Origin of the sequence: Methylobacterium sp. E-005 (genome assembly GCF_022829725.1) — a bacterium.
Lineage (GTDB): Bacteria > Pseudomonadota > Alphaproteobacteria > Rhizobiales > Beijerinckiaceae > Methylobacterium.
In genome coordinates, this window is the sequence record NZ_JAKSYG010000179.1 from 25,803 (window position 1) to 46,262 (window position 20,460).

Here is a 20,460-nt window from a genome sequence, read left to right on the forward strand (position 1 = left end):
CAGAGCCCTGCAGACATCCCGGGGCTTTGCCCCAAACCCCACCAAAGGGCTGAGCCCTTTGGAAACCCCGTCCTTCCGAGACGTCTGACTAGCGCCGCCGCGCCGTGCCCCGCCGGCGCGGCGCGGCCGGTGGCGCCTCCGGCTCACTGTCCAGGAAATCGTCCGCGTCCGGCGGCGGTGCCGGCGCCGGCTTCGGCTGCGGTTTCGGCACGGCCCGGACGCGCGGACGCGGCTCGGGATCCGGCATCGAGACCGGCGCCTCCATGGCCGCCAACAGCGGCATCGGCGGCGGCTCCTTCTTCGGGCGGCCGCGCGGCTTCTTCTCCGGCTCCGGCTTCGGGTCGAAGGCGTGGGCCAGGACCTTGCGCATCAGGCCGGGCAGCGGCTCCGCGTCGAGGGCGGCGCGCGGGGTGAAGCGCATCCCGGCCGGTGCCGGCGTCGAGAGCGCGACCCGGGCCGCGAAGACGGTCAGCTCCAGCGGGAAATGCGTGAAGCCGTGGCGCACGAGGCCCGGCAGCCGCTTCCACCGGGCGTCGAGGGGCGCGTCCAACAGGGCCCCGGCCACGTCATAATCCGGCTCCCAGGCGCTGCCCGGCGGTTCGGCCATATTACCGAGCAGCCCCTCGGGCGCCCGCGTCCGCAGCAGCACCGCCTCGTCGCCGCTTCGGATCGCCACGAAGGCCGCCCCGCGGCGCAAAGCGCCCTTGGCGACCCTGATCTTGCGCGGAAACGTCTCCTGCGTGCCGAGCGCCCGGGCGCGGCAGGGCGACATCCAGGGGCAGAGCGCGCAGGCGGGCCGCTTGGGCGTGCAGATCGTGGCGCCGAGATCCATCAGCGCCTGGGCGAAGTCGCCGGGCCTGTCCTCCGGAACCAGCGCCTGCGTCAGGCGGCGGATCTCGGGGCGGCTGCCCGGAAGCGGTGCCTCGACCGCGTAGGCCCGGCTTAAGACCCGCTCGACATTGCCGTCGACGGCGGCTTCCGGCCTGTCGAAGGCGATCGCCGCGATGGCGCCTGCCGTGTAGGCGCCGATGCCCGGGAGCTTGCGCAGGCCCTCGGCCGTATCGGGGAAACTTCCGCCGGCCGCGGCGACCACCTTCGCGCAGGCGTGGAGGTTGCGTGCGCGGGAATAGTAGCCGAGCCCCGCCCAGGCCGACATCACCGCCTCTTCGGGGGCGTCCGCCAAGGCGAAGAGATCGGGGAAACGGGTGAGGAACCGCTCGAAATACGGCCGGACCGCCGCGATCGTGGTCTGTTGCAGCATCACCTCGGAGAGCCAGACCCGGTAGGGATCGGCTACCGCGCCGGCGAGGGCCCGCCACGGCAGGACTCGCCGATGCCGGTCGTACCAGGCGAGCAGGTCGTCGGCGCGCAATCCGGGGCCGGCTTGATGATCCATGGATGTGCGGGACGGCATGATCGGGTCGCCAGGGTCCGCGGTGCATAGCCGGTGGGGTAAGGCGATCATAGGGCGGCGAAAGCGCGGCGATGTCCTCCCTTCGTCAACCATCCTGCGCTACCTTCGCGGGATCCACAGGGCCGGGACCACCATGGCGCGCGTCAAACCGCTGGCCGAATTGATCGAGGGCTGCATCGGCCCGGCCTTCGCGGCGCAGGGCTTCGCCTCGACCGACATCCTGGCCGCGTGGCCGGAGATCGTGGGCGAGCGGCTCGCCCGCTACTGCCGGCCGTCCCGGCTCGAATGGCCGAAGCGGCGCCGCAAGGCTTCTGAGGCGCCGGAATCCGGGACGCTGGTCGTACGGGTCGAGGGGGTGTTCGCCATCGAATTGCAACACCTCGCGCCGGTGGTGATCCAGCGGATCAACCGACATTACGGCTGGGCCTGCGTCTCGCGGATCGTGCTGCAACAGGATCGGGTCGGCCGGAGCGGCACGCAGACGCCGCGCACCCGCATCGATCCGGCCCGGGCCGTCGAGGTGCAGAAGGCGGTCTCGGGGATCGCCGATGACGGCCTGCGCGCGGCCCTCGACCGCCTCGGCACCGCGGCGATCGCGACCCGACCGGAGCGTTGAGCGGGGCGATTCGGTCGCCTTGCCAGGACGGTCGCGCCCGAGTACCGGCATGCGACGCCAAACCCAATGTACACGGCGGAGCCTGCCCGATGACGACGCGACGCGACGCTCTCAAGTTCTCCGGCCTCGCCCTCGGCGCCGGCCTCGCTCTCCCCTATCTCTCCCGCAGCGCCCAGGCGCAGAATTCCGAGATGGCCGCGCTGCTGCAGCCGGGTCCGCTCGGCGATGTCTGGCTCGGGCCGGCGGACGCCAAGTGCACGATCATCGAGTACGCATCGATGACCTGCTCGCATTGCGCTGCGTTTCATCGCAACACGTGGCCGACGCTCAAGGAGCGGTACATCGACACCGGCAAGGTGCGGTTCACGCTGCGCGAGTTCCCCCTCGATCCGCTCGCCACCGCGGCCTTCATGCTGGCGCGCTGCGAGGGCGATTCCAAGTACTACCCGATCACCGACCTGCTGTTCGACCAGCAGTCCGGCTGGGCCTTCACGCCGAAGCCGGTGGACGCGCTGGAGCAGATGCTGCGGCAGGCCGGCTACACCAAGCAGACCTTCGAGGCGTGCCTGAAGGACCAGAAGGTCTACAGCGCGGTCAACGCCGTGAAGCAGCGCGGGCTCGACACGTTCAAGGTCGATTCCACCCCGACCTTCTTCATCAACGGCGAGCGCTATACCGGCGAGATGACGGTCGAGGGCATGGAGAAGGTGATCAAGCCGATCATCGGGGCTTGAGGCCCCGGCCGCCCCTCGTGCGAAGCACCACGCAGGAGAAGCGGCCAGGACTGGAATACCAAAGCAAGTTCAACGGCTTACCATGTATGGGCTTCGCCTTGACACTCAAGATAGGCGAAACTATGGTGCGCCCGCTTGCTGGGGGCGTCCAGCCGGTTTCGGATCCTCCCACCCTGTGAGTTTTGAGCCGTGAACGGCGACGACACGCGGGATGGGAACGGGGCCGAGGGGACGCCGACGGACAGCGAACTCTCCGCGAGGCTCAGACGTCTCGAGACGCAGATCGAACGGAAGCGGCCGCAGGCTGCTGCCGATCCTTCCACGCGCCCTCGGACAAACGGGTCGTCCGCGCTGGGCCAGGCCATGACGCTCTCCACGGAGTTCGTCGCTGGCGTGATCGCGGGGGGCATACTCGGCTGGATCGTCGATCATGTCTTCGGGACCAAACCCTGGGGCCTGATCGTCCTTCTGATGCTCGGGTTCGTCGCGGGGGTCTACAACGTGATGCGGGTGTCGGGTTTCTCCGGCGCGCGTCCGGAGCGGCGCGACCGGCAGGAGCCATAAGGCGCGCCGGTCTGTGACAATCGAGGCGGCCGGCTCGAGCCGGTGCGTGGGACAAGAAGGGCGGGAGCGGAATGGCGGTCACGATCGACCCGATCGAGCAGTTCGAGCTGAAGCCGCTCGTGTCGCTCGGCCATATCGGCCATCAGCAGCTCGCGTTCACCCAATCCGCCCTCTACATGTTCGCCGCCGTCGGCGTGATCGCGCTGATCACCATCGTGGCGACATCCTCGCGGTCGATCGTGCCGGGCCGGATGCAGTCGCTGGCCGAAATCTTCTACGAATTCATCGCCGATACGCTGCACCAGGCGACCGGCGACGGTGGCAAGCGGTTCATGCCGCTGGTCTTCTCCCTGTTCATGTTCGTGCTGATCCTGAACCTGTTCGGGATGATCCCCTACGCCTTCGCGGTGACCAGCCACCTGATCGTCACCTTCGGGCTCGCCGCGCTGGTGATCTCCACCGTGGTGATCTTCGGGGTGATGAAGCACGGCACCCACTTCTTCGGCCTGTTCGTGCCGTCGGGCGTCCCGAAGCCGCTTCTCGCGATCCTGGTGCCGATCGAGATCATCTCGTTCATCTCGCGCCCGATCAGCCTGTCGGTCCGTCTCTTCGCCAACATGCTGGCCGGTCACATCGCGATGAAGATCTTCGCGTTCTTTGTGGTTCAGCTTCTTCTCGCGGGCGCCTGGAGCGTGCTATCGCCGCTCCCGCTGTTCCTCACGATCGCGCTGACCGCCCTCGAGTTCCTCGTTGCGGCGCTGCAGGCCTACGTCTTCGCGACGCTGACGGCGATCTACCTCAACGACGCCCTTCACCCCGGCCACTAATCCGGCCGGCTCCACCCGCCGCAAACGTCAAAGCACGTTTCGATCTGAAGAGACCTCAGGAGTTATCATGGATCCCGTCGCTGCGAAGTACATCGGCGCCGGCCTCGCCTGCCTCGGCATGGCGGGTGCGGGCATCGGCCTCGGCAACCTGTTCGGTCAGTTCCTCGCCGGCGCCCTTCGCAACCCGTCCGCCGCCGACGGGCAGCGCGCCACCCTGCTCCTGGGCTTCGCCCTCACCGAGGCGCTCGGCATCTTCTCGCTGCTGATCGCGCTGCTGCTGCTCTTCGCCGTCTGATCGGCGCCGGAGGCCGCGGCCTCCCGGTCAATCGGTGGGCGCTCCGTGACGGAGCGCCCACCTTCGTCCGTCACCGCCCCGCGGTGGCTTCAGCGAACGGTGTCAGTGTAGCGGTCCCATGGCGCAGCCCAACCCCCTCACCACGCCGCCCCCGGGCGCCGACACGCAGGTCGTGCCGGGCCATGTCGAGCATACGGAAGCGCATACGGGGGCTTTCCCGCCCTTCGAAACCTCCGGTTTCCTGGCGCAGCTGATCTGGCTCGCCCTGGCCTTCGGGCTCCTCTACTACCTGATGGACAAGATCGCGCTCCCGCGCATCCAGTCGATCCTGCACGCCCGCGCCGAGCGCCTGCGCGCCGATCTGGATCAGGCGCAGGCGATGAAGGCCGAGGCGGATGCCGCCGGGATCGCCTTCGAGACCGCGCTGCGGGACGCTCAGGGGAAGGCGCGCGACATCGCGCAGACCACCCGCAACGCATTGGCCGCCGAGGCCGAGACCAAGCGCAAGGCGCTGGAGGAGCAGCTGAACGGCAAGCTGGCCGCCTCCGAAGCCACGATCCGCCAGCGGACTGAGGCCGCCATGGGCAATGTCCGCTCGATCGCAGGCGAGGCCGCCTCGGCGATCGTCGAGCGTCTGACGGGTCAGGCCCCCGACCGGGCGACCCTCGACCGCGCCCTCGACGCCACTGCACACTAGACGGGAACCCACGATGCTGCTCGAAGCCGAATTCTGGGTCGCCGTCGCGTTCGTCATCTTCATGGCCATCGCCTGGAAGGCCGGCGCCTTCTCGTCGATGACCAAGGGTCTGGACGGCCGCGCCAAGCGCGTCCGCAACGAACTCGACGAGGCCAAGCGCCTGCGTGAGGAGGCCGCCGCCGTGCTGGCCGACTATAAGCGCCGCCGCGCCGAGGCCGAGAAGGAGGCCGAGACGATCGTCGCCAGCGCCCGCGAGGAAGCCCAGCGCGCCGCTGAGGAGGGCCACCGCAAGCTCGACGAGTTCCTGGCCCGTCGCACGAAGGCCGCCGAGACGAAGATTGCCCAGGCCGAGGCGCAGGCCGAGGCTCAGGTCCGCGCGGCCGCCGCGGAGGCTGCGGTGAAGGTGTCGGAGACGATCCTGCGCGATCGGCTGCAGGGCGAGGCCGCCCAGGGTCTGATCCGCTCGAGCCTCGGCGAGGTCCGGACCCGCCTTCGGTCCTGATCCATCACAACCGCGTTTCGAGAAGCCGCCTCCGGGCGGCTTTTTTCGTTGGGTTGCCGGCCTTTGCTCTGGCCGGCGCCGGCGAACAGCATTTCCCGGCGAACATCGGTACCCTGACCGACGTTCCCGACGCGGCGTAAGCAGGCGGGGGCAGCATGGCGGACACAGCGCGGATCGTGATCGTCGGTGGCGGCGTCGCCGGCATCGAGGTCGCTACGAGCCTCGGACGCGGCGGCCGCGCCGACGTGATTCTCGCCGACCGCAGCTTGTCCCATGTCTGGAAGCCGATGCTGCACACCTTCGCGGCCGGCACCGCCCGGGCCGACCGGCAGAAGGTCGATTTTTTCGCGCAGGCCCGGCGCAACGGTTTCCGGTTTCAGCCCGGTGGCCTGACCGGCATCGACCGAACGGCCAAGCGCGCGAAGCTTGCGGTCGAAGCCGCCGAGGGTCGACCGGAGATCAAACTCGCCTACGACCTGTTGGTGCTCGCCATCGGCAGCCGGGCCAACGATTTCGGCACGCCCGGCGTCGCGGAGCACTGCCTCACCATCGATGACCTGACCGAGGCCGAGCATTTCCATGATCAGCTCCGCCGCCACCTGCTGGCGCGGCTCGATCGCGGCGGCATGCTGGAGATCGCGATCGTGGGTGGGGGCGCCACCGGCGTCGAACTCGCCGCCGAGGTGAAGCACGCGATCAACCTGCTCTCGGCCTACGGCTCTCCGGACCTGCCGCAACGCCTGCGCCTCACATTAATCGAGAGCGGGCCGCGCCTGCTGCCGGCCTTCCCGGAGCGGGTCTCGCGCGCCGCCGCCCGCACCCTGTCGGACCTCGCCGTCGAAGTCCGGACCGGCGCGATGGTGACCGCGGCCGACGCGACGGGCTTCAGCCTGAAGGACGGAAGCCGCATCACCGCAGGCCTGAAGGTCTGGGCGGCCGGCGTGAAGGCGCCGGACGTCCTTTCCGGGCTCGACGGCCTCGAGCGATCACGGACCGGACAGCTCGTCGTCGGCCCGGACCTGCGCACGACCCGCGATCCGGCGATCGTCGCGCTCGGCGACTGCGCCAGCCTCACCGATCCGCAGACCGGCAAGCCGGTTCCGGCGACAGCCCAGGCCGCCCGGCAGCAGGCGCAGCACTTCGCCCGTCACCTCGGCCGGGTGCTGGCACGCGGCGACATGGTGTCCACGCCGCTGCCGCCGTTCCGCTATGTCGAGAAGGGTGCCATCGTCTCGCTGGCCGATTTCAACGGCTGGGGGACGCTGGGCCGCTACACCTTCGGCGGCGGCCGACTGAACGGGCTGTCCGCCCGGCTGACGCATGACCTGCTGTACCGCCAGCACCAGATCGGCCTGCTGGGGCCACTCCGCGGGACCATGACGTGGCTGCTCGACGACCTCGATCACCTCGTCAGCCCGCCGGTCAAGCTCGACTGAGCGGCCTGCCTCAATCGGGCCGTTCGCCCTCGACCGCCTTTGTCTCCTCCACCTCGGGCGCCACCTGCCCGTAATTCAGAACCGCCACGAGGGCTGCACCGCCGAAGGTATTGCCGAGCAGGGTCGGCAGGAAGAACTTGAAACCATAATCGCTCATCGAGGCGGCGTCGGTGACCACGAGGTAGAAGGCCTCCACCGAGCCGGCCACGATGTGGGCGAGGCTGCAGAGCGCTACCAGCCACGTCATCAGCAGGATCACGAAGGGCGCCGCGCTGGCGGTCGCCGGCAGGAACCACACCATCAGGGCGATCATCCAGCCGGCGAAGACCGCCTTGACGAACGTTGCCCAGAAGTCGTGCGCGATGGCGTCGTGGCTGATCTCCGCGAAGGCCTTGAGCACCGGCGGCTCGAAGGCGCCCGAATGGGCCACCACCGCGGCGATCGCCAGCGTCCCGAGAATGTTGCCGGACAAGACGATCGCCCAGAGCCGCACGACCCGGACGGCTGTCTTCACGGAGCGGTCGTGCAGCAGCGGCAGGACCGGCGTGATGGTGTTCTCGGTGAAGAGCTGCTGCCGCCCCAGGACCACGACGAGGAATCCGACCGCGTAACCCATGGAACTGACGATCTTCGCCCAGTCCGTCTCGGGCAGGTGGCTGCGCAGGACGCCCGGCACGATGAGCGACAGGGCGATGCTCAAGCCCGCCGCGAAGGCCGACAGGAACAGCGCAAGGCCGTGCCGCCGCAACTCCTCATCGCCTTCGAGCCGGATGACCTCGTGCAACACGTAGGCGTCCGGCCGGCCGATCTCGGACACTTCCTTCAGCAACTCGTCCCGGCGGACCTCCGGATCGGCCCGCTTGTTCTTGTCCCGAACCATCCGCCCTGCTCCGCTACGCTACTCGTTCGAGTCGGATGTTCGACACGCAATCAAGCCGACAGCCGCGCCAGCAGCGCTTCGACGGCGCCGCGCGCTTCGGCGAGCGCCGCAGGATCCCGGCTGCGCACGACGATCCGATTGCGAAAGCCCTCCGGCGTCATCGCCGGATAGGAGCCGATCGAGACCTTCGGCCGCTCCTTGGCGATCGCGCCGAGGTCGCTGGCGTAATTGCCCTCTGGCAGATTCTTCGCCTCGATCGTCTCGGACAGCATCGCGGTGCCGCCCGTCAGGGTCGGGGCGATCGAATCGAGCATGGCCTGCATGATGCTGGGCACGCCGGCCATCACGTGGACGTTGCCGATCCGGAAGCCCGGCGCCTTCGAGACCGGGTTGGCGATCAGGTCGGCCCCGAACGGGATCCGCGCCATCCGCAGGCGCGCCTCGTTCAGATCCTCGGGCTTGTGCCGTTCCAGCAGCATCGCCCGGGCGCGCTCATCGACGTCGATGCCGACCCCGAAGGCCCGGGCGACGCAATCGGCCGTGATGTCGTCGTGGGTCGGGCCGATCCCGCCGGTGGTGAACAGGTAGGTGTAGCGGGCGCGCAGGGCGTTGACCGCCTCGACGATCATGTCGGCCTCGTCCGGCACGATCCGCACCTCGCGCAGGTCGATGCCGGCGGCGGTGAGGAAATCCGCGATGGTGCCGATGTTCTTGTCCTTGGTGCGACCCGAGAGGATCTCATCGCCGATTACGAGGATGGCGGCGGTGACGGATTCGGAGGTCTGGTCCATGGGTCTCTGGCGTCGGGTGGATCGCGCGGGCAGATAGCGCGACACGCTCTCCCGGCTACGACAATCCCGAGGATGCCATGCAGTTCACCGCGCCGCTCCTGCCGGGACGGCTGGTCCAGCGTTACAAGCGATTCCTGGCCGATATCGAGACCGCGGAGGGGCTCGTGACCGCGCATTGCCCCAATCCGGGTGCGATGCTCGGCCTCAACAGGCCCGGGGCGCGGGTGCTGCTCTCCCGCTCGGCGAACCCGACGCGCAAGCTGCCGCTGACCTGGGAGTTGGTCGAGGCCGATTTGCCGGGTGGGCCGCAATGGGTCGGCCTCAATACCCTTCGCCCGAACGCCCTGGTGGCGGAGGCCTTTCGGGCCGGCGCGATCCCGGCGCTGGCCGGATATGAGGTGTTGAAGCCGGAGGTCCGCTACGCGCAGGCGAGCCGGGTCGATTTCGTGGCGAGCGGCGGCGGCCAAGGGCCGTGCCACGTCGAGGTCAAGAACTGCCACCTGATGCGCTGGGCCGGTCTCGCGGAGTTCCCCGACTGCACGGCCGCCCGCAGCGCCCGGCACATGCGCGACCTTGCCCAGGTGGTTACCGAGGGCGGCCGAGCCTTGGTCGTCATCGTCGTGCAGATGCACGCGGAGGCGTTCGACGTCGCCCGCGACATCGACCCGGCCTTCGACCGGGCCTTTCGCGAGGCGCGCGCCGCAGGCGTGGCGGTCCGCGTCTATCGCTGCACGGTCGAGCCGGAGGGCGTCGCCATCGTGGCGGAGATTCCGGTGATCACGCCGCCCTGACGGCGGTGCGCTCGAACATCAGGTTCAGCCGGGAGCGCGCGATCTCGCGATAGCCGAAGCCCTCCAGATGCTTCGGCAGATCGATCTGCCACTGTCCGGTGCCGTTCTCGATCAGCAGGATGCGCGGCAGGAGCGTGTCCGGGGCCTCGCGCAGGAACGGCTCCAAGATCAGGTCCTCGGCGCCTTCCACGTCGAGCTTGATGGCATCCACCCGGGTCAGACCCTCGGTGCGCAGCAGATCCATCAACGTCACCGCCGGCACCGTGATCCGCGCGCCCTCGTTGGTGCCGACGATCCGCAGGCTCGACTCGCCGCGATTGCGCGGATCGATGAACAGAGTCAGCTCGCCGGCCTTGTCGGCCACCGCGCAGGCGACCGCCTTCACGATGTGGAACGGGTTCTGGGCGATGTTGTAGGTCAGACGGTTGAACACGTCGGGCTGCGGTTCCACCGCGACGATCCGGGCCTCCGGCCCCGAGAAGGCGGCCACGCACAGGGCGTAGGCGCCGATATTGGCGCCGATATCGAGGAAGACGCAGTCCTTCGGTAGCTTGTCCTGGAGGAGCGCGCGCTCCTCGGGATCGAAGAATTGCGGCGTGAACAGCACCTTCTTCTCGCAATTGTTGTTGTACGGGTGCAGCCGCATCCGCGCGCCGTAGCGCGTCACGTCCAGGGGCTTGCCCCCGAGCCGCGCGATGGCGATCCGGCGCAGGAAGAGCGCGAGGCGCCGCCCGTACCAGGATCCGTCCGGGATCCGGCTGGTGCGGCGGGTGATCGCCGCCACGAGACCGGTGGGTTCGTAGGTGCCGTAGGGCTGCGTGTCCGTCATGACCGCCGCGGTTTGCCAGCCGACGCCCCGGGGGGCAAGCCGATCTCGGCGCGTTGCCCCGGCAAGCCCGTGTGGTCTAAGCGGTGGCCGAGCGTGAGGAGCATAGGTTACGCGGCATGGAGTCCTTCAATTCCGACGGTGTGCGGATCGCCTATATCGATGTCCCGCCGACTGATGGGGCGGGCAAGCCGATCCTGCTGATCCATGGCTTCGCGTCGAACCACGCGGTCAATTGGGTCAACACCCAGTGGGTCAAGGTCCTGACCCAGGCCGGCTACCGGGCGATCGCCCTGGACAATCGCGGCCACGGCGAGAGTGAGAAGCTGTACGATCCGGCCGCCTACAGCTCCGAGGCGATGGCGGGCGACGCGATCCGTCTGCTCGACCATCTCGGGATCGAGCGCGCGCACGTGATGGGCTACTCGATGGGCGGTCGGATCACCGCGCATATCGCCCTGGATCACGCTGACCGTGTTCGCTCCGCGCTGATCGGCGGCCTCGGCATGCACCTCGTCGAGGGCAAGGGACTTCCATCGGGCATCGCCGAGGCCCTTGAGGCGCCCGCCGGCATGCCGGCGCCGAACCCCACGGCCGCAGCCTTCCGCATGTTCGCGGAGCAGACCCGGAGCGATCTGCGGGCGCTCGCCGCCTGCATGCGCGGCTCGCGCCAGACGCTGAGCCGGGCCGAGCTCGGGCAGATCGAGGTGCCGGTGCTGGTCTCGGTCGGGACGCTTGATACGGTGGCGGGCTCCGGGCCGGGTCTCGCCGCCCTGATCCCCGACGCGCGGGCGCTGGAGATCGAGGGCAAGGACCACTCCACCGCGGTCGGCGCCAAGCCGCACCGGGACGGCGTGCTGGCGTTCCTGGCGGCGCAGCCCTGACCGATCAGCTCTTCAGCCGGTACCCCGTCCGGAAGATGTAGGTGACGAGGCCGAGGCAGATCACCAGGAACAGGGCCGTCATGCCGAGGCTGACCGCGATGTTCACGTCTGCCTTGCCGAAGAACGCCCAGCGGAAGCCGCTGATCAGGTACACGACCGGGTTGAGCAGGCTCACCGCGTGCCAGAACGGCGGCAGCATGCCGATGGCGTAGAAGCTGCCGCCCAGGAAGGTCAGCGGCGTCACCACGAGGAGCGGCACGAGCTGCAGCTTCTCGAACCCGTCCGCCCACAGGCCGATCACGAAGCCGAACAGGCTGAACGTCACCGCGGTGAGCAGCAGGAAGGAGATCATCCAGAGCGGATGGTCGATCCGCAGCGGCACGAACAAGGCCGAGGTCGCCAGGATGATCAGGCCGATCAGGATCGACTTGGAGGCCGCCGCGCCGACGAAGCCCAGCACGACCTCCAACGGCGAGATCGGTGCCGACAGAATCTCGTAAATCGTGCCGGCGAAGCGCGGGAAGTAGATGCCGAACGAAGCGTTGGAGATGCTCTGCGTCAGAAGCGAGAGCATGATCAGCCCGGGCACGATGAACAGCCCGTACGGCACGCCGTCCACCGCCGAGACCCGCGAGCCGATCGCGGCGCCGAACACGACGAAATACAGCGTGGTCGAGATCACCGGGGCCAGGATGCTCTGCCCGGCGGTGCGCCAGAACCGGCTCATCTCGAACCGGTAGATCGCCCGGACCGCCGGCCAGTTCATGCTGTAGGCCGCGCTCATGCCGGTCCTCCTTCCCCGCGGACGAGGTTTACGAAGATGTCCTCCAGCGAACTCTGCTCGGTATGGAGGTCGTTGAAGCGGACGCCCGCTGCAGCCAAGCCGGTGAGCAGCCCGGTGATGCCGGTGCGCTCGGCGCGGGTGTCGTAGGTGTAGACCAGCTCGCGCCCGTCGCTTGCCAGGGCCAGCGCGTAATCGGAGAGGTCCGGCGGGATGGCGGCGATCGGCTGCTGGAGATGCAGGGTGAGCTGCTTGCGCCCGAGCTTGCGCATCAGCGCGGCCTTCTCTTCCACGAGGATGATCTCGCCCCGGCGGATCACCCCGATGCGGTCGGCCATCTCCTCGGCCTCTTCGATGTAATGGGTGGTGAGGATGACGGTGACGCCCTGCTGGCGCAGCTCGCGCACGAGGCGCCACATGTCCTGGCGCAGCTCGACATCGACACCCGCGGTCGGCTCATCGAGGAACAGCACCCGGGGCTCGTGCGAGAGCGCCTTGGCAATCAGAACCCTTCGCTTCATGCCGCCGGACAGAGTCATCAGGCGGCTGTCGCGCTTGTCCCAGAGGGAGAGCGCCCGCAGGATCCGCTCGATATGCCCGGGATCCGGCCGCAGCCCGAACAGGCCGCGGGAGAAGCTCACCGTGTTCAGCACCGTCTCGAAGGCGTCGGTGGTGAGTTCCTGCGGCACGAGCCCGATCGTCCGCCGCGCCGCGCGGTAGTCGCCCGCGATATCGTGGCCGTCGACCAGTACGGTGCCGGATGTCGGCGTGACGATGCCGCAGACGATGTTGATCAGGGTCGATTTGCCGGCGCCGTTCGGGCCGAGCAGCGCGAAGATCTCCCCGCGCTCGATGGTAAGATTGATGTCACGCAGGGCTGTGAAGCCGGTTTTGTAGGTCTTCGACAGCTGCGAAATCGATAGGATCGGCATCGGGGCCTGGATCGAGCGGGGGCGAGCCCGGAGCCGGCGGCGCGCACCGGTCGCGCTCCGGTGAGCCGACGGGTGCCGCCTCTGAGACGGCCGGCGCTATAGCACGCCGGAATGACGCTCTGGACCGATCCCGTGTGCGCCGGCGCACGATCGAGCAGGCTGGCGGTTACCGCTTGGCGAAGCGCTCGACGATCGCCAGGCATTCCTTCCTGTGAGCCGGGTCCTCGATCCGGGCGAAGGCGGCAAGCAGGGCGGCGCATTCCGATGCAGCCGGCCCGCCTGGCGTCGCGCCTGCGCCGTCCCGGCCGTGAAAGGTCGAGACAGGGATACTCAACGCGTCTGCGATCTGTCCGAGTAGCCGTGCCCGCTCGTCGGCGGGGGAATTAGCGCCCTTGAAATCGACTGCCCCTGCGTCCGTCATGATGCCTTCAACGCCAACCCTCGATGGGACGCCTCTGCCGTCGCCAGGCGCGAACATCCACATATTCTCGGTCGGTGCAACCTACCGTTAGGTTTCAAACACGCGGCAGACAGCGGAGCTCTGGCGCTGCGGGCCGGGACACAGGAACTGCCAGCCCTCCGGCGTGAGCCAATGCAATCATCGTGCAGTCGAGTGGCCCTTCGGACAGTCGAGCCTGGATCAAGCTGCTCGCCGAAGCGTGATGAGCGCCACAAGCCCGATCAAAGTGCCGGCCCCGAGGAGCCTGCGCCAGGGATTCACGCCACGGAGCAACTCATCGAGTGCCCACCACGCGAGGGTGAGATCGGCACCGAGCGATAGCCAATGCGCCAGGGTCTCGTTTCCCTGGGCGGCCCATGCGCCCACGGAGAATCCGCCGAACAGCCAGAGCGGCAGATTGGGCCATTGCGCGATCGTCAGTTCACCGGTGCTGCGGTTCCGGAACAGCCAGTCGACAGTCTTGGCGAACACGCCGGTCCTTCCCTGCCCCATCGTCCCATCTCTCCGGCGAATGCGCTGGTGCTCCGCCGCACGGCCGGGCCAGCTCGGCTGACATAGGATGCTTTAACGGAGCGGGCGCGATCTTAACGAACAACTAACGTTACCGAATGGAAAGCGCTCGTAAATCCCTAACGGAGTCTGAAATGACTCGCAGAAATTCCGTTAATGGGTTGGTAATGCGGTGGCGAAGCGGCGATGCGGCCGCCCTGCAGAGAGGTTCGACCATGAGCGCCCGTCTCGAAGATCTGAAGTTCATGTTGACGCTCAGCACCGTCGTGCTGTTCGGCAGCGGCCTCGATCTCATCCTGCGCTGATGGGCAGGACGCGTCCGGGGTGGACGTGCTGGCCGCCGCGCGCAATGGCACGCCGAAGGGCGGAGCGGGCAGCCGAGTCGTGGAGCGGCCCGGCACGACCGCGCCCCGCGGCGTAGGGAACGGTGACCACGCGCGAACCCGACACGGCCCGGCGCTGCGCGCCACCGACATTGAGCGTTGCGGCCCCGCTTTGGCCGGAGCGGAGGAAACTCCGCAATTCGGCAGCCTTCGCCCGCCGTTCCGCCCGGATCTTGATGAGCGCGAAGACGAGGCTGATCACCCCTGCAGCCTCGAGGAGAGCTGCAATCACGTAGCCCGACGCCATCCAACCACACCGAACACAATCACGGGGAGAGCCGCCAGGGCGGGCTCGTCCGATCTGCGCCCGCATGGTTAGCGCGACCTTAACGCCCGCCTCGATCACCGCGCATCGTAGCGATCCCGGTTTGTCGGGTGTCGACGGTGCGATATCCGCGGTCGGCCTGGGTTCGCAGCCGCGCGTCCCGGCTGGTGGCGGCCGGTAAGCCGTCGCCTCCAGGCCCGGGCGTGGCGCACCGTCAGTCGTCGGCTACCACATGTCGAGGGCGACGCGGGCCTCGTCCGACATGCGGCTCTGGTCCCACGGGGGATCGAACACCATCGTCACCGAACAGGACTGGACGCCCTGCACGGCACTCACCGCGTTCTCGACCCAGCCAGGCATCTCGCCCGCAACCGGGCAACCAGGGGCCGTCAGCGTCATGTCGATGGCGACCTTCCGGTCGTCCCCGATATCGACCTTGTAGATCAGCCCGAGTTCATAGATGTCGGCCGGGATCTCCGGATCGTAGACGCTCTTCAGCGCCGCGACGATGTCGTCGGTCAGGCGATCCAGTTCCGCGGGCGGGATCGCCGCATCGGCGGCGACGGCGGGGGCGTTCATGCCGCCCGTGATGGTGGCGTCGGTGGTCATCGCTTCACTCTCTTCGGACGCGTCCGGACGGGACCAGCCTCGAACCCGTATATCAGGTGAACAGCATTTCTGCCTTGGCGAGTGCCGCGGCAAGGGCATCGATCTCGGCCGTCGTGTTGTAGAGGCCGAACGAAGCGCGGCAGGTCGAGGTGACGCCGAATCGATTGAGCAGCGGCATGGCGCAGTGGGTCCCGGCCCGTACCGCCACACCTTGCCGGTCGATCACCGTGGCGATGTCGTGGGCGTGCGCACCCTTCATCTCGAAGGCGATGACGCCACCCTTCCCGGCGGCCGTGCCGATCAGGCGCAGGGAATTCATCGCCCCGAGCCGCTCCTGCGCGTAGGCGGTGAGCTTCGCCTCATGGGCGGCAATCGCGTCGCGGCCGAGAGTCATCATGTATTCGAGCGCCGCGCCAAGCCCGACCGCCTCGATGATCGCCGGGGTACCGGCCTCGAACTTGTGGGGCGGATCGTTGTAGATGATCGCGTCTTCGCTGACGGTCCGAATCATTTCGCCACCGCCCTGATAGGGCGGCAGTCGGTCCAGCCATTCCTTCTTGGCGTAGAGCACGCCGATGCCGGTCGGGCCGTAGACCTTGTGGCCGGTGAAGACGAAGAAGTCGCAATCGAGGGCCTGGACGTCGACGGGCTGATGCACCGCGCTCTGGGCGCCGTCGAGCAGCACCGGCACGCCATGGGCATGGGCGATGCGCACGATCTCGGCCGCCGGGGTCACGGTGCCCAGCACGTTCGACATGTGGGTGATCGCCACCATCTTGGTACGGGGCGAAAACAATTTCTCATACTCTTCGACGAGGAAGTTGCCGTCCTCGTCCACCGGCGCCCACTTGATCACGGCGCCGCGGCGCTCGCGCAGGAAGTGCCAGGGCACGATGTTGGAATGGTGCTCCATGATCGAGAGGATGATCTCGTCCCCCTCCCCGATCAGTCCGCCCCACCCCATGGAGGAGGCCACGAGGTTGTAGGCCTCGGTGGCGTTGCGGGTGAAGATGATCTCGTCGGTGGAAGCGGCATTGAGGAACTGGCGCGTGGTCTCGCGGGCGCCTTCGAAGCCTTCGGTCGCGGCGTTCGCCATGTAGTGCAAGCCGCGGTGGACGTTGGCGTAGCCGGTCTCCATGCAGGAGACCATCGCGTCGATCACCTGACGCGGCTTCTGCGCCGAGGCGGCGTTGTCGAGGTAGACGAGCGGTTTGCCGTAGACCTGCTGCGCCAGGATCGGAAAATCCTTCCGGATCGCCGCGACGTCGTAGGTGGGGGTGAGGACGGGTGCGTTCATCGCTTTTCACTCACGGAGCGCCCTCCTTCCGGAAGGACGGACTCCCCTCCCCCTTGCGGGGAGGGGTTAGGGGTGAGGGTGGTTCAGGATGAGGCGTCCCGGTGCCTTCTACGCCACCCCCACCGCCGGCTCCTCCCCGCAAGGGGGAGGAGCGCGCGTCGCGCTAGGCGCGCGCCTTCAGCCAAGCCTCGATCTCGCCGATCAGCGCCGCGCGGGCGCCCTCGTGCGTGACCGCTTCCACGGCCTCACCCACGAAGGCCTGGACGAGCAGGCTCTCGGCAGTCGCCCGCGGCAGGCCGCGGGCCATCAGGTAGAACAGCAGATCCTCGTCCGGCGCGCCGCAGGTGGCTCCATGGCCGCAGGCGACATCGTCGGCGAAGATCTCCAGCTCCGGCTTGTTCATCATCTGCCCCTCATCGGTGAGGAGGAGGCAGTCGGACTTCATCTTGCCGTCGGTCTGCTGGGCGGCCTGCCGGACGATGATCTTGCCCTGGAACACGCCGGTGGCGTCGCCGTCGATGATCCACTTGAACTGCTCGCGGCCGACGCCGCCGACCGCGGCATGGTCGGCGAGCAGCGTCGAATCGGCGAGCTGGCCCCTGCGCAACATGGCGGCGCCGTTGACGACGACATTCGTGCCCTCGCCCGCCACATGGACGTAGATCTGGTGCCGCGACAGCACCGCCCCGGTGACGAGGTTCACGGTCTCGACCTGAGCCTCGGCCTCGACCTTCAGCGACAGGGTCGAGAGCGCGATGGTGGCATCGCCCTCGATGTTCAGGCGGGTGTGCCGGAAGGCGGCCCTGGGGCCGACCACCACGTCGAGGGCGTCGTTCGGCTGGCACGTGAGACCGTTCGGCCCCTCATGGCTCTCCAGCAGGCTGAATTCGGCGCCCTCGCCGAGCTGGACGAGCACGCGGGTCGCCGTCGAGAACGGCGTCGCTCCGGTGCCGACGAAGCGCAGGTGGATCGGCTGCTCCGGCTTGGCGCCGGGGGCGACCCGGATCACCGCGCCGTCCGCCAGAAAGGCGGTGTTGAGCTGGTAGACCGGGTTCTCCCGGGCCTGGGGCACGGGGGCGAGCTGAGTCAGGGCGTCGTCACCCTGGCTCAACGCGTCGTTGAGCGGCACGACCGTGATGCCGGCCGGGATCCTGTCGAGATCGGACAGCTCGCGGACGAGATGGCCGTTCACGAAGGTCAGGCGCGCGGCCTCGATCCCGGAAAAGCCCTTCGCCTGTGCGACGGCCGCCTTGGCGGCGTCGAGGCTCGCCGCCTCGGCGGGCGGGGCGGCTTCGGCGATCGCGGCGCGCAGGTCCGTGTACTTGAACGCCTCGACCCGGCGGCTCGGCAGCCCGGTCGCCTCGAAGAAGCGGAAGGCCTCCTCCCGGGCGATCGCCGTCTCGCTGGCGAAGCTCTGGCGGGCGGTCTCGAACAGCTTCGACAGGCCGGCCTCGGCGGGGGAGCGGAGGTTGGTGACGTCGGCCATGGCTCAGGCGGCCTCGTTGGTGCGGTACTCGGCGTAGCCGGAGGCCTCGAGCTCCAGGGCGAGCTCCTTGCCGCCGGTCTTCACGATCTGACCCTTCGACATGACGTGCACCACGTCCGGCACGATGTGGTTCAGCAGCCGCTGGTAGTGGGTGATCACCAGGAACGAGCGGCCCTGGCCGCGGAGCGCGTTCACGCCCTCTGAGACGATGCGCAGGGCATCGATGTCGAGGCCGGAATCGGTCTCGTCGAGCACGCAGAACTTCGGCTGCAGCAGCGCCATCTGGAGGATCTCCATGCGCTTCTTCTCACCACCGGAGAAGCCGACGTTGAGGGCGCGCTTGAGCATCTCCTTGTTGATCTCGAGCTTGTCGGCCGCGCCGTTCACCGCCCGGATGAAGTCGGGGGTTGACAGCTCGGCTTCGCCCCGCGCCTTGCGCTGCGCGTTCAGGCAGGCCTTGAGGAAGGTCATGGTGCCGACGCCCGGGATCTCCAGCGGATACTGGAACGCCAGGAACACGCCGGCGGCGGCGCGCTCGTCGGCCGCCATCTCCAGCAGGTTCTGCCCATCGAGCAGGATCTCGCCGTCGAGGACCTCGTAGTCCTCCTTGCCGGCGATGACGTAGGAGAGCGTCGACTTGCCCGAACCGTTCGGACCCATGATGGCGGCGACCTCGCCGTCCTTCACGGTGAGGTTGAGGCCGTTCAGGATGCGGTTGTCCTCGATCTGCACGACGAGGTTCTTGATTTCCAGCATGTCTAGGTCGTCCTGTTCGAATTCGCTGTTTGTCCCCCTGCCCCAAGGTCGCATTGCTTCACGCACCCTGGCGTGAGGAACCGCGACGCGCGCTCCTCCCCCTTGTGGGGAGGAGTGGGAGGTTGGGGGTGGAGCAGGAGGCAACGCCGCGTTTTATCCGGCACCACCCCCACCCCTGCCCCTCCCCGCAAGGGGGAGGGGGGATACGCACACCCTTTGAGGGGCCTCAGCCCACCGAGCCCTCAAGGCTAATCGAGATCAGCTTCTGGGCCTCGACGGCGAACTCCATGGGCAGCTGCTGCAGCACGTCCCGGACGAAGCCGTTGACGATCAGTGCGGTCGCCTCCTCCTCGGAGAGGCCGCGCTGCTGGCAGTAGAACTTCTGCTCCTCGGAGATCTTCGAGGTGGTGGCTTCGTGCTCGAACACCGCCGAGGCGTTCTTCGACTCGATGTAGGGCACCGTGTGCGCGCCGCACTGATCGCCGATCAGCAGGGAGTCGCAGTTCGTGAAGTTGCGCGCGCCCTTGGCTTTCCGGTGCGCCGAGACGAGGCCCCGGTAGGTGTTCTGCGACCGGCCGGCCGAGATGCCCTTCGAGATGATCCGGCTCGTCGTATTCTTGCCGAGATGGATCATCTTGGTGCCGGAATCGACCTGCTGCATGCCGTTCGACACCGCGATCGAGTAGAACTCGCCGCGGGAATCGTCGCCGCGCAGGATGCAGGACGGGTACTTCCAGGTGATCGCCGAGCCGGTCTCGACCTGCGTCCACGAGATCTTCGAGCGGGCGCCGCGGCAATCGCCGCGCTTGGTCACGAAGTTGTAGATGCCGCCCTTGCCCTCGTTGTCGCCCGGGTACCAGTTCTGGACCGTCGAGTACTTGATCTCGGCATCATCCAGGGCGACCAGCTCGACCACCGCGGCGTGGAGCTGGTTGTCGTCGCGCTTCGGGGCGGTGCAGCCCTCGAGATACGAGACGTAGCTCCCCTTGTCGGCGATGATCAGCGTGCGCTCGAACTGGCCGGTATCGCGCTCGTTGATCCGGAAATAGGTCGACAGCTCCATCGGGCAGCGTACGCCCGGCGGGATGTAGACGAACGATCCGTCGGAGAAGACGGCCGAGTTCAGCGTCGCAAAGAAGTTGTCGGTCGCCGGCACGACCGAGCCGAGATACTTCTGCACCAGCTCCGGATATTCCTGCACGGCCTCGGAGATCGGCATGAAGATCACGCCGGCCTTCGAGAGTTCCTTCTTGAAGGTCGTGGCCACCGAGACCGAGTCGAACACCGCGTCGACCGCGACGCGGCGCTCGGGGGCGATGCCCTCCAGCACCTCGACCTCGCGGAGCGGGATGCCGAGCTTCTCGTAGGTCTTCAGGATCTCGGGATCGATCTCGTCGAGCGACATCGCGGCCGGGCGCTTGGGCGCCGCGTAGTAGTAGATGTTGTTGTAGTCGACCTTGTCGTAGGCGACGCGCGCCCACTCCGGCTCCTTCATGGTCAGCCAGCGCCGATAGGCGTCGAGGCGCCACTCCAGCAGCCACGCCGGCTCGTTCTTCTTGGCCGAGATGAAGCGCACGACATCCTCGGAGATGCCCTTCTCGGACTTCTCCATCTCGATCGTGGTCTCGAACCCGTACTTGTACTGGTCGAGGTCGATCGAGCGGACCCGGTCGATGGTTTCCTGCACGGCAGGCATCAGCGTCTCCTGGGCATCTCCGGCGTCA

At 68.0% G+C, this 20,460-nt stretch carries 24 protein-coding genes; 10 read left to right on the plus strand and 14 right to left on the minus strand.

The annotated features are described in order from the left end of the window. Positions 1–88: 88 nt before the first annotated feature. Positions 89–1,414 carry an A/G-specific adenine glycosylase gene (gene mutY, locus MKK88_RS19610; RefSeq protein WP_244002632.1) on the minus strand — a complete coding sequence of 442 codons (1,326 nt, stop codon included), beginning with the start codon at positions 1,412–1,414 and terminating at the stop codon, positions 89–91. 133 nt (positions 1,415–1,547) lie between these two features. Between mutY and MKK88_RS19615 the strand changes: the two genes are divergently transcribed. The 8 genes from MKK88_RS19615 to MKK88_RS19650 all read left to right on the plus strand — a co-directional run bounded on the left by MKK88_RS19615 (position 1,548) and on the right by MKK88_RS19650 (position 7,085). Then, positions 1,548–2,030 (plus strand): DUF721 domain-containing protein, encoded by a 483-nt coding sequence (locus tag MKK88_RS19615; protein WP_244002634.1) that lies wholly within the window; start codon positions 1,548–1,550, stop codon positions 2,028–2,030. Positions 2,031–2,119: 89 nt separating this feature from the next. Further along, the gene (locus MKK88_RS19620) at positions 2,120–2,764 is read left to right on the plus strand and encodes a DsbA family protein (protein ID WP_244002636.1); all 645 of its coding nucleotides are present in this window, start codon (positions 2,120–2,122) and stop codon (positions 2,762–2,764) included. Positions 2,765–2,953: 189 nt separating this feature from the next. Then, a complete protein-coding gene (locus MKK88_RS19625) occupies positions 2,954–3,328 on the plus strand; it encodes an AtpZ/AtpI family protein (RefSeq protein ID WP_244002638.1) in 375 nt (124 codons plus the stop codon). Between the two features lie 71 nt (positions 3,329–3,399). Further along, the gene (locus MKK88_RS19630; RefSeq protein WP_160535175.1) at positions 3,400–4,155 is read left to right on the plus strand and encodes a F0F1 ATP synthase subunit A; all 756 of its coding nucleotides are present in this window, start codon (positions 3,400–3,402) and stop codon (positions 4,153–4,155) included. Positions 4,156–4,222: 67 nt separating this feature from the next. Beyond that, positions 4,223–4,450 (plus strand): F0F1 ATP synthase subunit C, encoded by a 228-nt coding sequence (locus MKK88_RS19635; protein ID WP_007566773.1) that lies wholly within the window; start codon positions 4,223–4,225, stop codon positions 4,448–4,450. A 118-nt stretch (positions 4,451–4,568) separates the two neighbouring features. Further along, positions 4,569–5,147 (plus strand): F0F1 ATP synthase subunit B', encoded by a 579-nt coding sequence (locus MKK88_RS19640; protein WP_244002640.1) that lies wholly within the window; start codon positions 4,569–4,571, stop codon positions 5,145–5,147. A 16-nt stretch (positions 5,148–5,163) separates the two neighbouring features. After that, complete coding sequence (locus MKK88_RS19645; RefSeq protein ID WP_244002935.1) at positions 5,164–5,649, plus strand: ATP F0F1 synthase subunit B; 486 nt, start codon at positions 5,164–5,166, stop codon at positions 5,647–5,649. Positions 5,650–5,804: 155 nt separating this feature from the next. After that, complete coding sequence (locus MKK88_RS19650; RefSeq protein WP_244002641.1) at positions 5,805–7,085, plus strand: NAD(P)/FAD-dependent oxidoreductase; 1,281 nt, start codon at positions 5,805–5,807, stop codon at positions 7,083–7,085. A gap of 10 nt (positions 7,086–7,095) precedes the next feature. Here MKK88_RS19650 and MKK88_RS19655 read toward each other — a convergent pair whose 3' ends face one another. Further along, positions 7,096–7,965 (minus strand): formate/nitrite transporter family protein, encoded by an 870-nt coding sequence (locus MKK88_RS19655; RefSeq protein WP_244002643.1) that lies wholly within the window; start codon positions 7,963–7,965, stop codon positions 7,096–7,098. Between the two features lie 50 nt (positions 7,966–8,015). Further along, positions 8,016–8,756, minus strand: a complete 741-nt coding sequence (locus MKK88_RS19660) for a competence/damage-inducible protein A (RefSeq protein WP_244002645.1) — start codon at positions 8,754–8,756, stop codon at positions 8,016–8,018. 77 nt (positions 8,757–8,833) lie between these two features. Here MKK88_RS19660 and sfsA point away from each other — a divergent pair, with 77 nt between their 5' ends. Beyond that, a complete protein-coding gene (sfsA, locus tag MKK88_RS19665; RefSeq protein WP_244002647.1) occupies positions 8,834–9,547 on the plus strand; it encodes a DNA/RNA nuclease SfsA in 714 nt (237 codons plus the stop codon). Here the strand turns inward: sfsA and MKK88_RS19670 are convergent. Then, entirely contained in the window at positions 9,534–10,376 is an 843-nt protein-coding gene (locus tag MKK88_RS19670) for an FkbM family methyltransferase (RefSeq protein WP_244002649.1), read from the minus strand. The two genes, sfsA and MKK88_RS19670, sit on opposite strands and share 14 nt — an antisense overlap. Before the next feature lie 116 nt (positions 10,377–10,492). Between MKK88_RS19670 and MKK88_RS19675 the strand changes: the two genes are divergently transcribed. Continuing rightward, a complete protein-coding gene (locus MKK88_RS19675) occupies positions 10,493–11,257 on the plus strand; it encodes an alpha/beta fold hydrolase (protein WP_244002651.1) in 765 nt (254 codons plus the stop codon). 4 nt (positions 11,258–11,261) lie between these two features. On the opposite strand, the gene MKK88_RS19680 is transcribed toward MKK88_RS19675, so the two are convergent. The 10 genes from MKK88_RS19680 to sufB form a co-directional block, all read right to left on the minus strand. Then, positions 11,262–12,023, minus strand: coding sequence for an ABC transporter permease (locus MKK88_RS19680; RefSeq protein WP_244002936.1), 762 nt, complete (start codon positions 12,021–12,023; stop codon positions 11,262–11,264). 14 nt (positions 12,024–12,037) lie between these two features. Beyond that, on the minus strand, positions 12,038–12,970 hold the full coding sequence (locus MKK88_RS19685) for an ABC transporter ATP-binding protein (RefSeq protein ID WP_244002653.1): 933 nt from the start codon (positions 12,968–12,970) through the stop codon (positions 12,038–12,040). 166 nt (positions 12,971–13,136) lie between these two features. Then, positions 13,137–13,391 carry a hypothetical protein gene (locus tag MKK88_RS19690; protein WP_244002655.1) on the minus strand — a complete coding sequence of 85 codons (255 nt, stop codon included), beginning with the start codon at positions 13,389–13,391 and terminating at the stop codon, positions 13,137–13,139. Positions 13,392–13,610: 219 nt separating this feature from the next. Continuing rightward, a complete protein-coding gene (locus MKK88_RS19695) occupies positions 13,611–13,922 on the minus strand; it encodes a hypothetical protein (RefSeq protein ID WP_244002657.1) in 312 nt (103 codons plus the stop codon). 309 nt (positions 13,923–14,231) lie between these two features. Further along, entirely contained in the window at positions 14,232–14,570 is a 339-nt protein-coding gene (locus MKK88_RS19700; RefSeq protein WP_244002659.1) for a hypothetical protein, read from the minus strand. A gap of 243 nt (positions 14,571–14,813) precedes the next feature. After that, positions 14,814–15,197, minus strand: a complete 384-nt coding sequence (locus MKK88_RS19705; protein WP_244002661.1) for an SUF system Fe-S cluster assembly protein — start codon at positions 15,195–15,197, stop codon at positions 14,814–14,816. Between the two features lie 52 nt (positions 15,198–15,249). Next, positions 15,250–16,494 carry a cysteine desulfurase gene (locus tag MKK88_RS19710; RefSeq protein WP_244002663.1) on the minus strand — a complete coding sequence of 415 codons (1,245 nt, stop codon included), beginning with the start codon at positions 16,492–16,494 and terminating at the stop codon, positions 15,250–15,252. A 163-nt stretch (positions 16,495–16,657) separates the two neighbouring features. Continuing rightward, on the minus strand, positions 16,658–17,980 hold the full coding sequence (locus MKK88_RS19715) for a SufB/SufD family protein (RefSeq protein WP_244002666.1): 1,323 nt from the start codon (positions 17,978–17,980) through the stop codon (positions 16,658–16,660). Between the two features lie 3 nt (positions 17,981–17,983). Further along, positions 17,984–18,736, minus strand: a complete 753-nt coding sequence (gene sufC / locus MKK88_RS19720; RefSeq protein ID WP_244002667.1) for a Fe-S cluster assembly ATPase SufC — start codon at positions 18,734–18,736, stop codon at positions 17,984–17,986. 226 nt (positions 18,737–18,962) lie between these two features. Continuing rightward, positions 18,963–20,432: a Fe-S cluster assembly protein SufB gene (gene sufB / locus MKK88_RS19725; RefSeq protein WP_244002669.1), complete on the minus strand. Its 1,470-nt coding sequence runs from the start codon at positions 20,430–20,432 to the stop codon at positions 18,963–18,965. Positions 20,433–20,460 lie beyond the last annotated feature (28 nt).

Bases quoted from the DNA above. Each gene is read 5' to 3' on its own strand.
- mutY (WP_244002632.1), bottom strand. From the start codon at position 1,414: ATGCCGTCCCGCACATCCATGGATCATCAAGCCGGCCCCGGATTGCGC.
- MKK88_RS19615 (WP_244002634.1), top strand. From the start codon at position 1,548: ATGGCGCGCGTCAAACCGCTGGCCGAATTGATCGAGGGCTGCATCGGC.
- MKK88_RS19620 (WP_244002636.1), top strand. From the start codon at position 2,120: ATGACGACGCGACGCGACGCTCTCAAGTTCTCCGGCCTCGCCCTCGGC.
- MKK88_RS19630 (WP_160535175.1), top strand. From the start codon at position 3,400: ATGGCGGTCACGATCGACCCGATCGAGCAGTTCGAGCTGAAGCCGCTC.
- MKK88_RS19635 (WP_007566773.1), top strand. From the start codon at position 4,223: ATGGATCCCGTCGCTGCGAAGTACATCGGCGCCGGCCTCGCCTGCCTC.
- MKK88_RS19640 (WP_244002640.1), top strand. From the start codon at position 4,569: ATGGCGCAGCCCAACCCCCTCACCACGCCGCCCCCGGGCGCCGACACG.
- MKK88_RS19650 (WP_244002641.1), top strand. From the start codon at position 5,805: ATGGCGGACACAGCGCGGATCGTGATCGTCGGTGGCGGCGTCGCCGGC.
- MKK88_RS19655 (WP_244002643.1), bottom strand. From the start codon at position 7,965: ATGGTTCGGGACAAGAACAAGCGGGCCGATCCGGAGGTCCGCCGGGAC.
- MKK88_RS19660 (WP_244002645.1), bottom strand. From the start codon at position 8,756: ATGGACCAGACCTCCGAATCCGTCACCGCCGCCATCCTCGTAATCGGC.
- sfsA (WP_244002647.1), top strand. From the start codon at position 8,834: ATGCAGTTCACCGCGCCGCTCCTGCCGGGACGGCTGGTCCAGCGTTAC.
- MKK88_RS19670 (WP_244002649.1), bottom strand. From the start codon at position 10,376: ATGACGGACACGCAGCCCTACGGCACCTACGAACCCACCGGTCTCGTG.
- MKK88_RS19675 (WP_244002651.1), top strand. From the start codon at position 10,493: ATGGAGTCCTTCAATTCCGACGGTGTGCGGATCGCCTATATCGATGTC.
- MKK88_RS19680 (WP_244002936.1), bottom strand. From the start codon at position 12,023: ATGAACTGGCCGGCGGTCCGGGCGATCTACCGGTTCGAGATGAGCCGG.
- MKK88_RS19685 (WP_244002653.1), bottom strand. From the start codon at position 12,970: ATGCCGATCCTATCGATTTCGCAGCTGTCGAAGACCTACAAAACCGGC.
- MKK88_RS19690 (WP_244002655.1), bottom strand. From the start codon at position 13,391: ATGACGGACGCAGGGGCAGTCGATTTCAAGGGCGCTAATTCCCCCGCC.
- MKK88_RS19695 (WP_244002657.1), bottom strand. From the start codon at position 13,922: ATGGGGCAGGGAAGGACCGGCGTGTTCGCCAAGACTGTCGACTGGCTG.
- MKK88_RS19700 (WP_244002659.1), bottom strand. From the start codon at position 14,570: ATGGCGTCGGGCTACGTGATTGCAGCTCTCCTCGAGGCTGCAGGGGTG.
- MKK88_RS19705 (WP_244002661.1), bottom strand. From the start codon at position 15,197: ATGACCACCGACGCCACCATCACGGGCGGCATGAACGCCCCCGCCGTC.
- MKK88_RS19710 (WP_244002663.1), bottom strand. From the start codon at position 16,494: ATGAACGCACCCGTCCTCACCCCCACCTACGACGTCGCGGCGATCCGG.
- MKK88_RS19715 (WP_244002666.1), bottom strand. From the start codon at position 17,980: ATGGCCGACGTCACCAACCTCCGCTCCCCCGCCGAGGCCGGCCTGTCG.
- sufC (WP_244002667.1), bottom strand. From the start codon at position 18,736: ATGCTGGAAATCAAGAACCTCGTCGTGCAGATCGAGGACAACCGCATC.
- sufB (WP_244002669.1), bottom strand. From the start codon at position 20,432: ATGCCTGCCGTGCAGGAAACCATCGACCGGGTCCGCTCGATCGACCTC.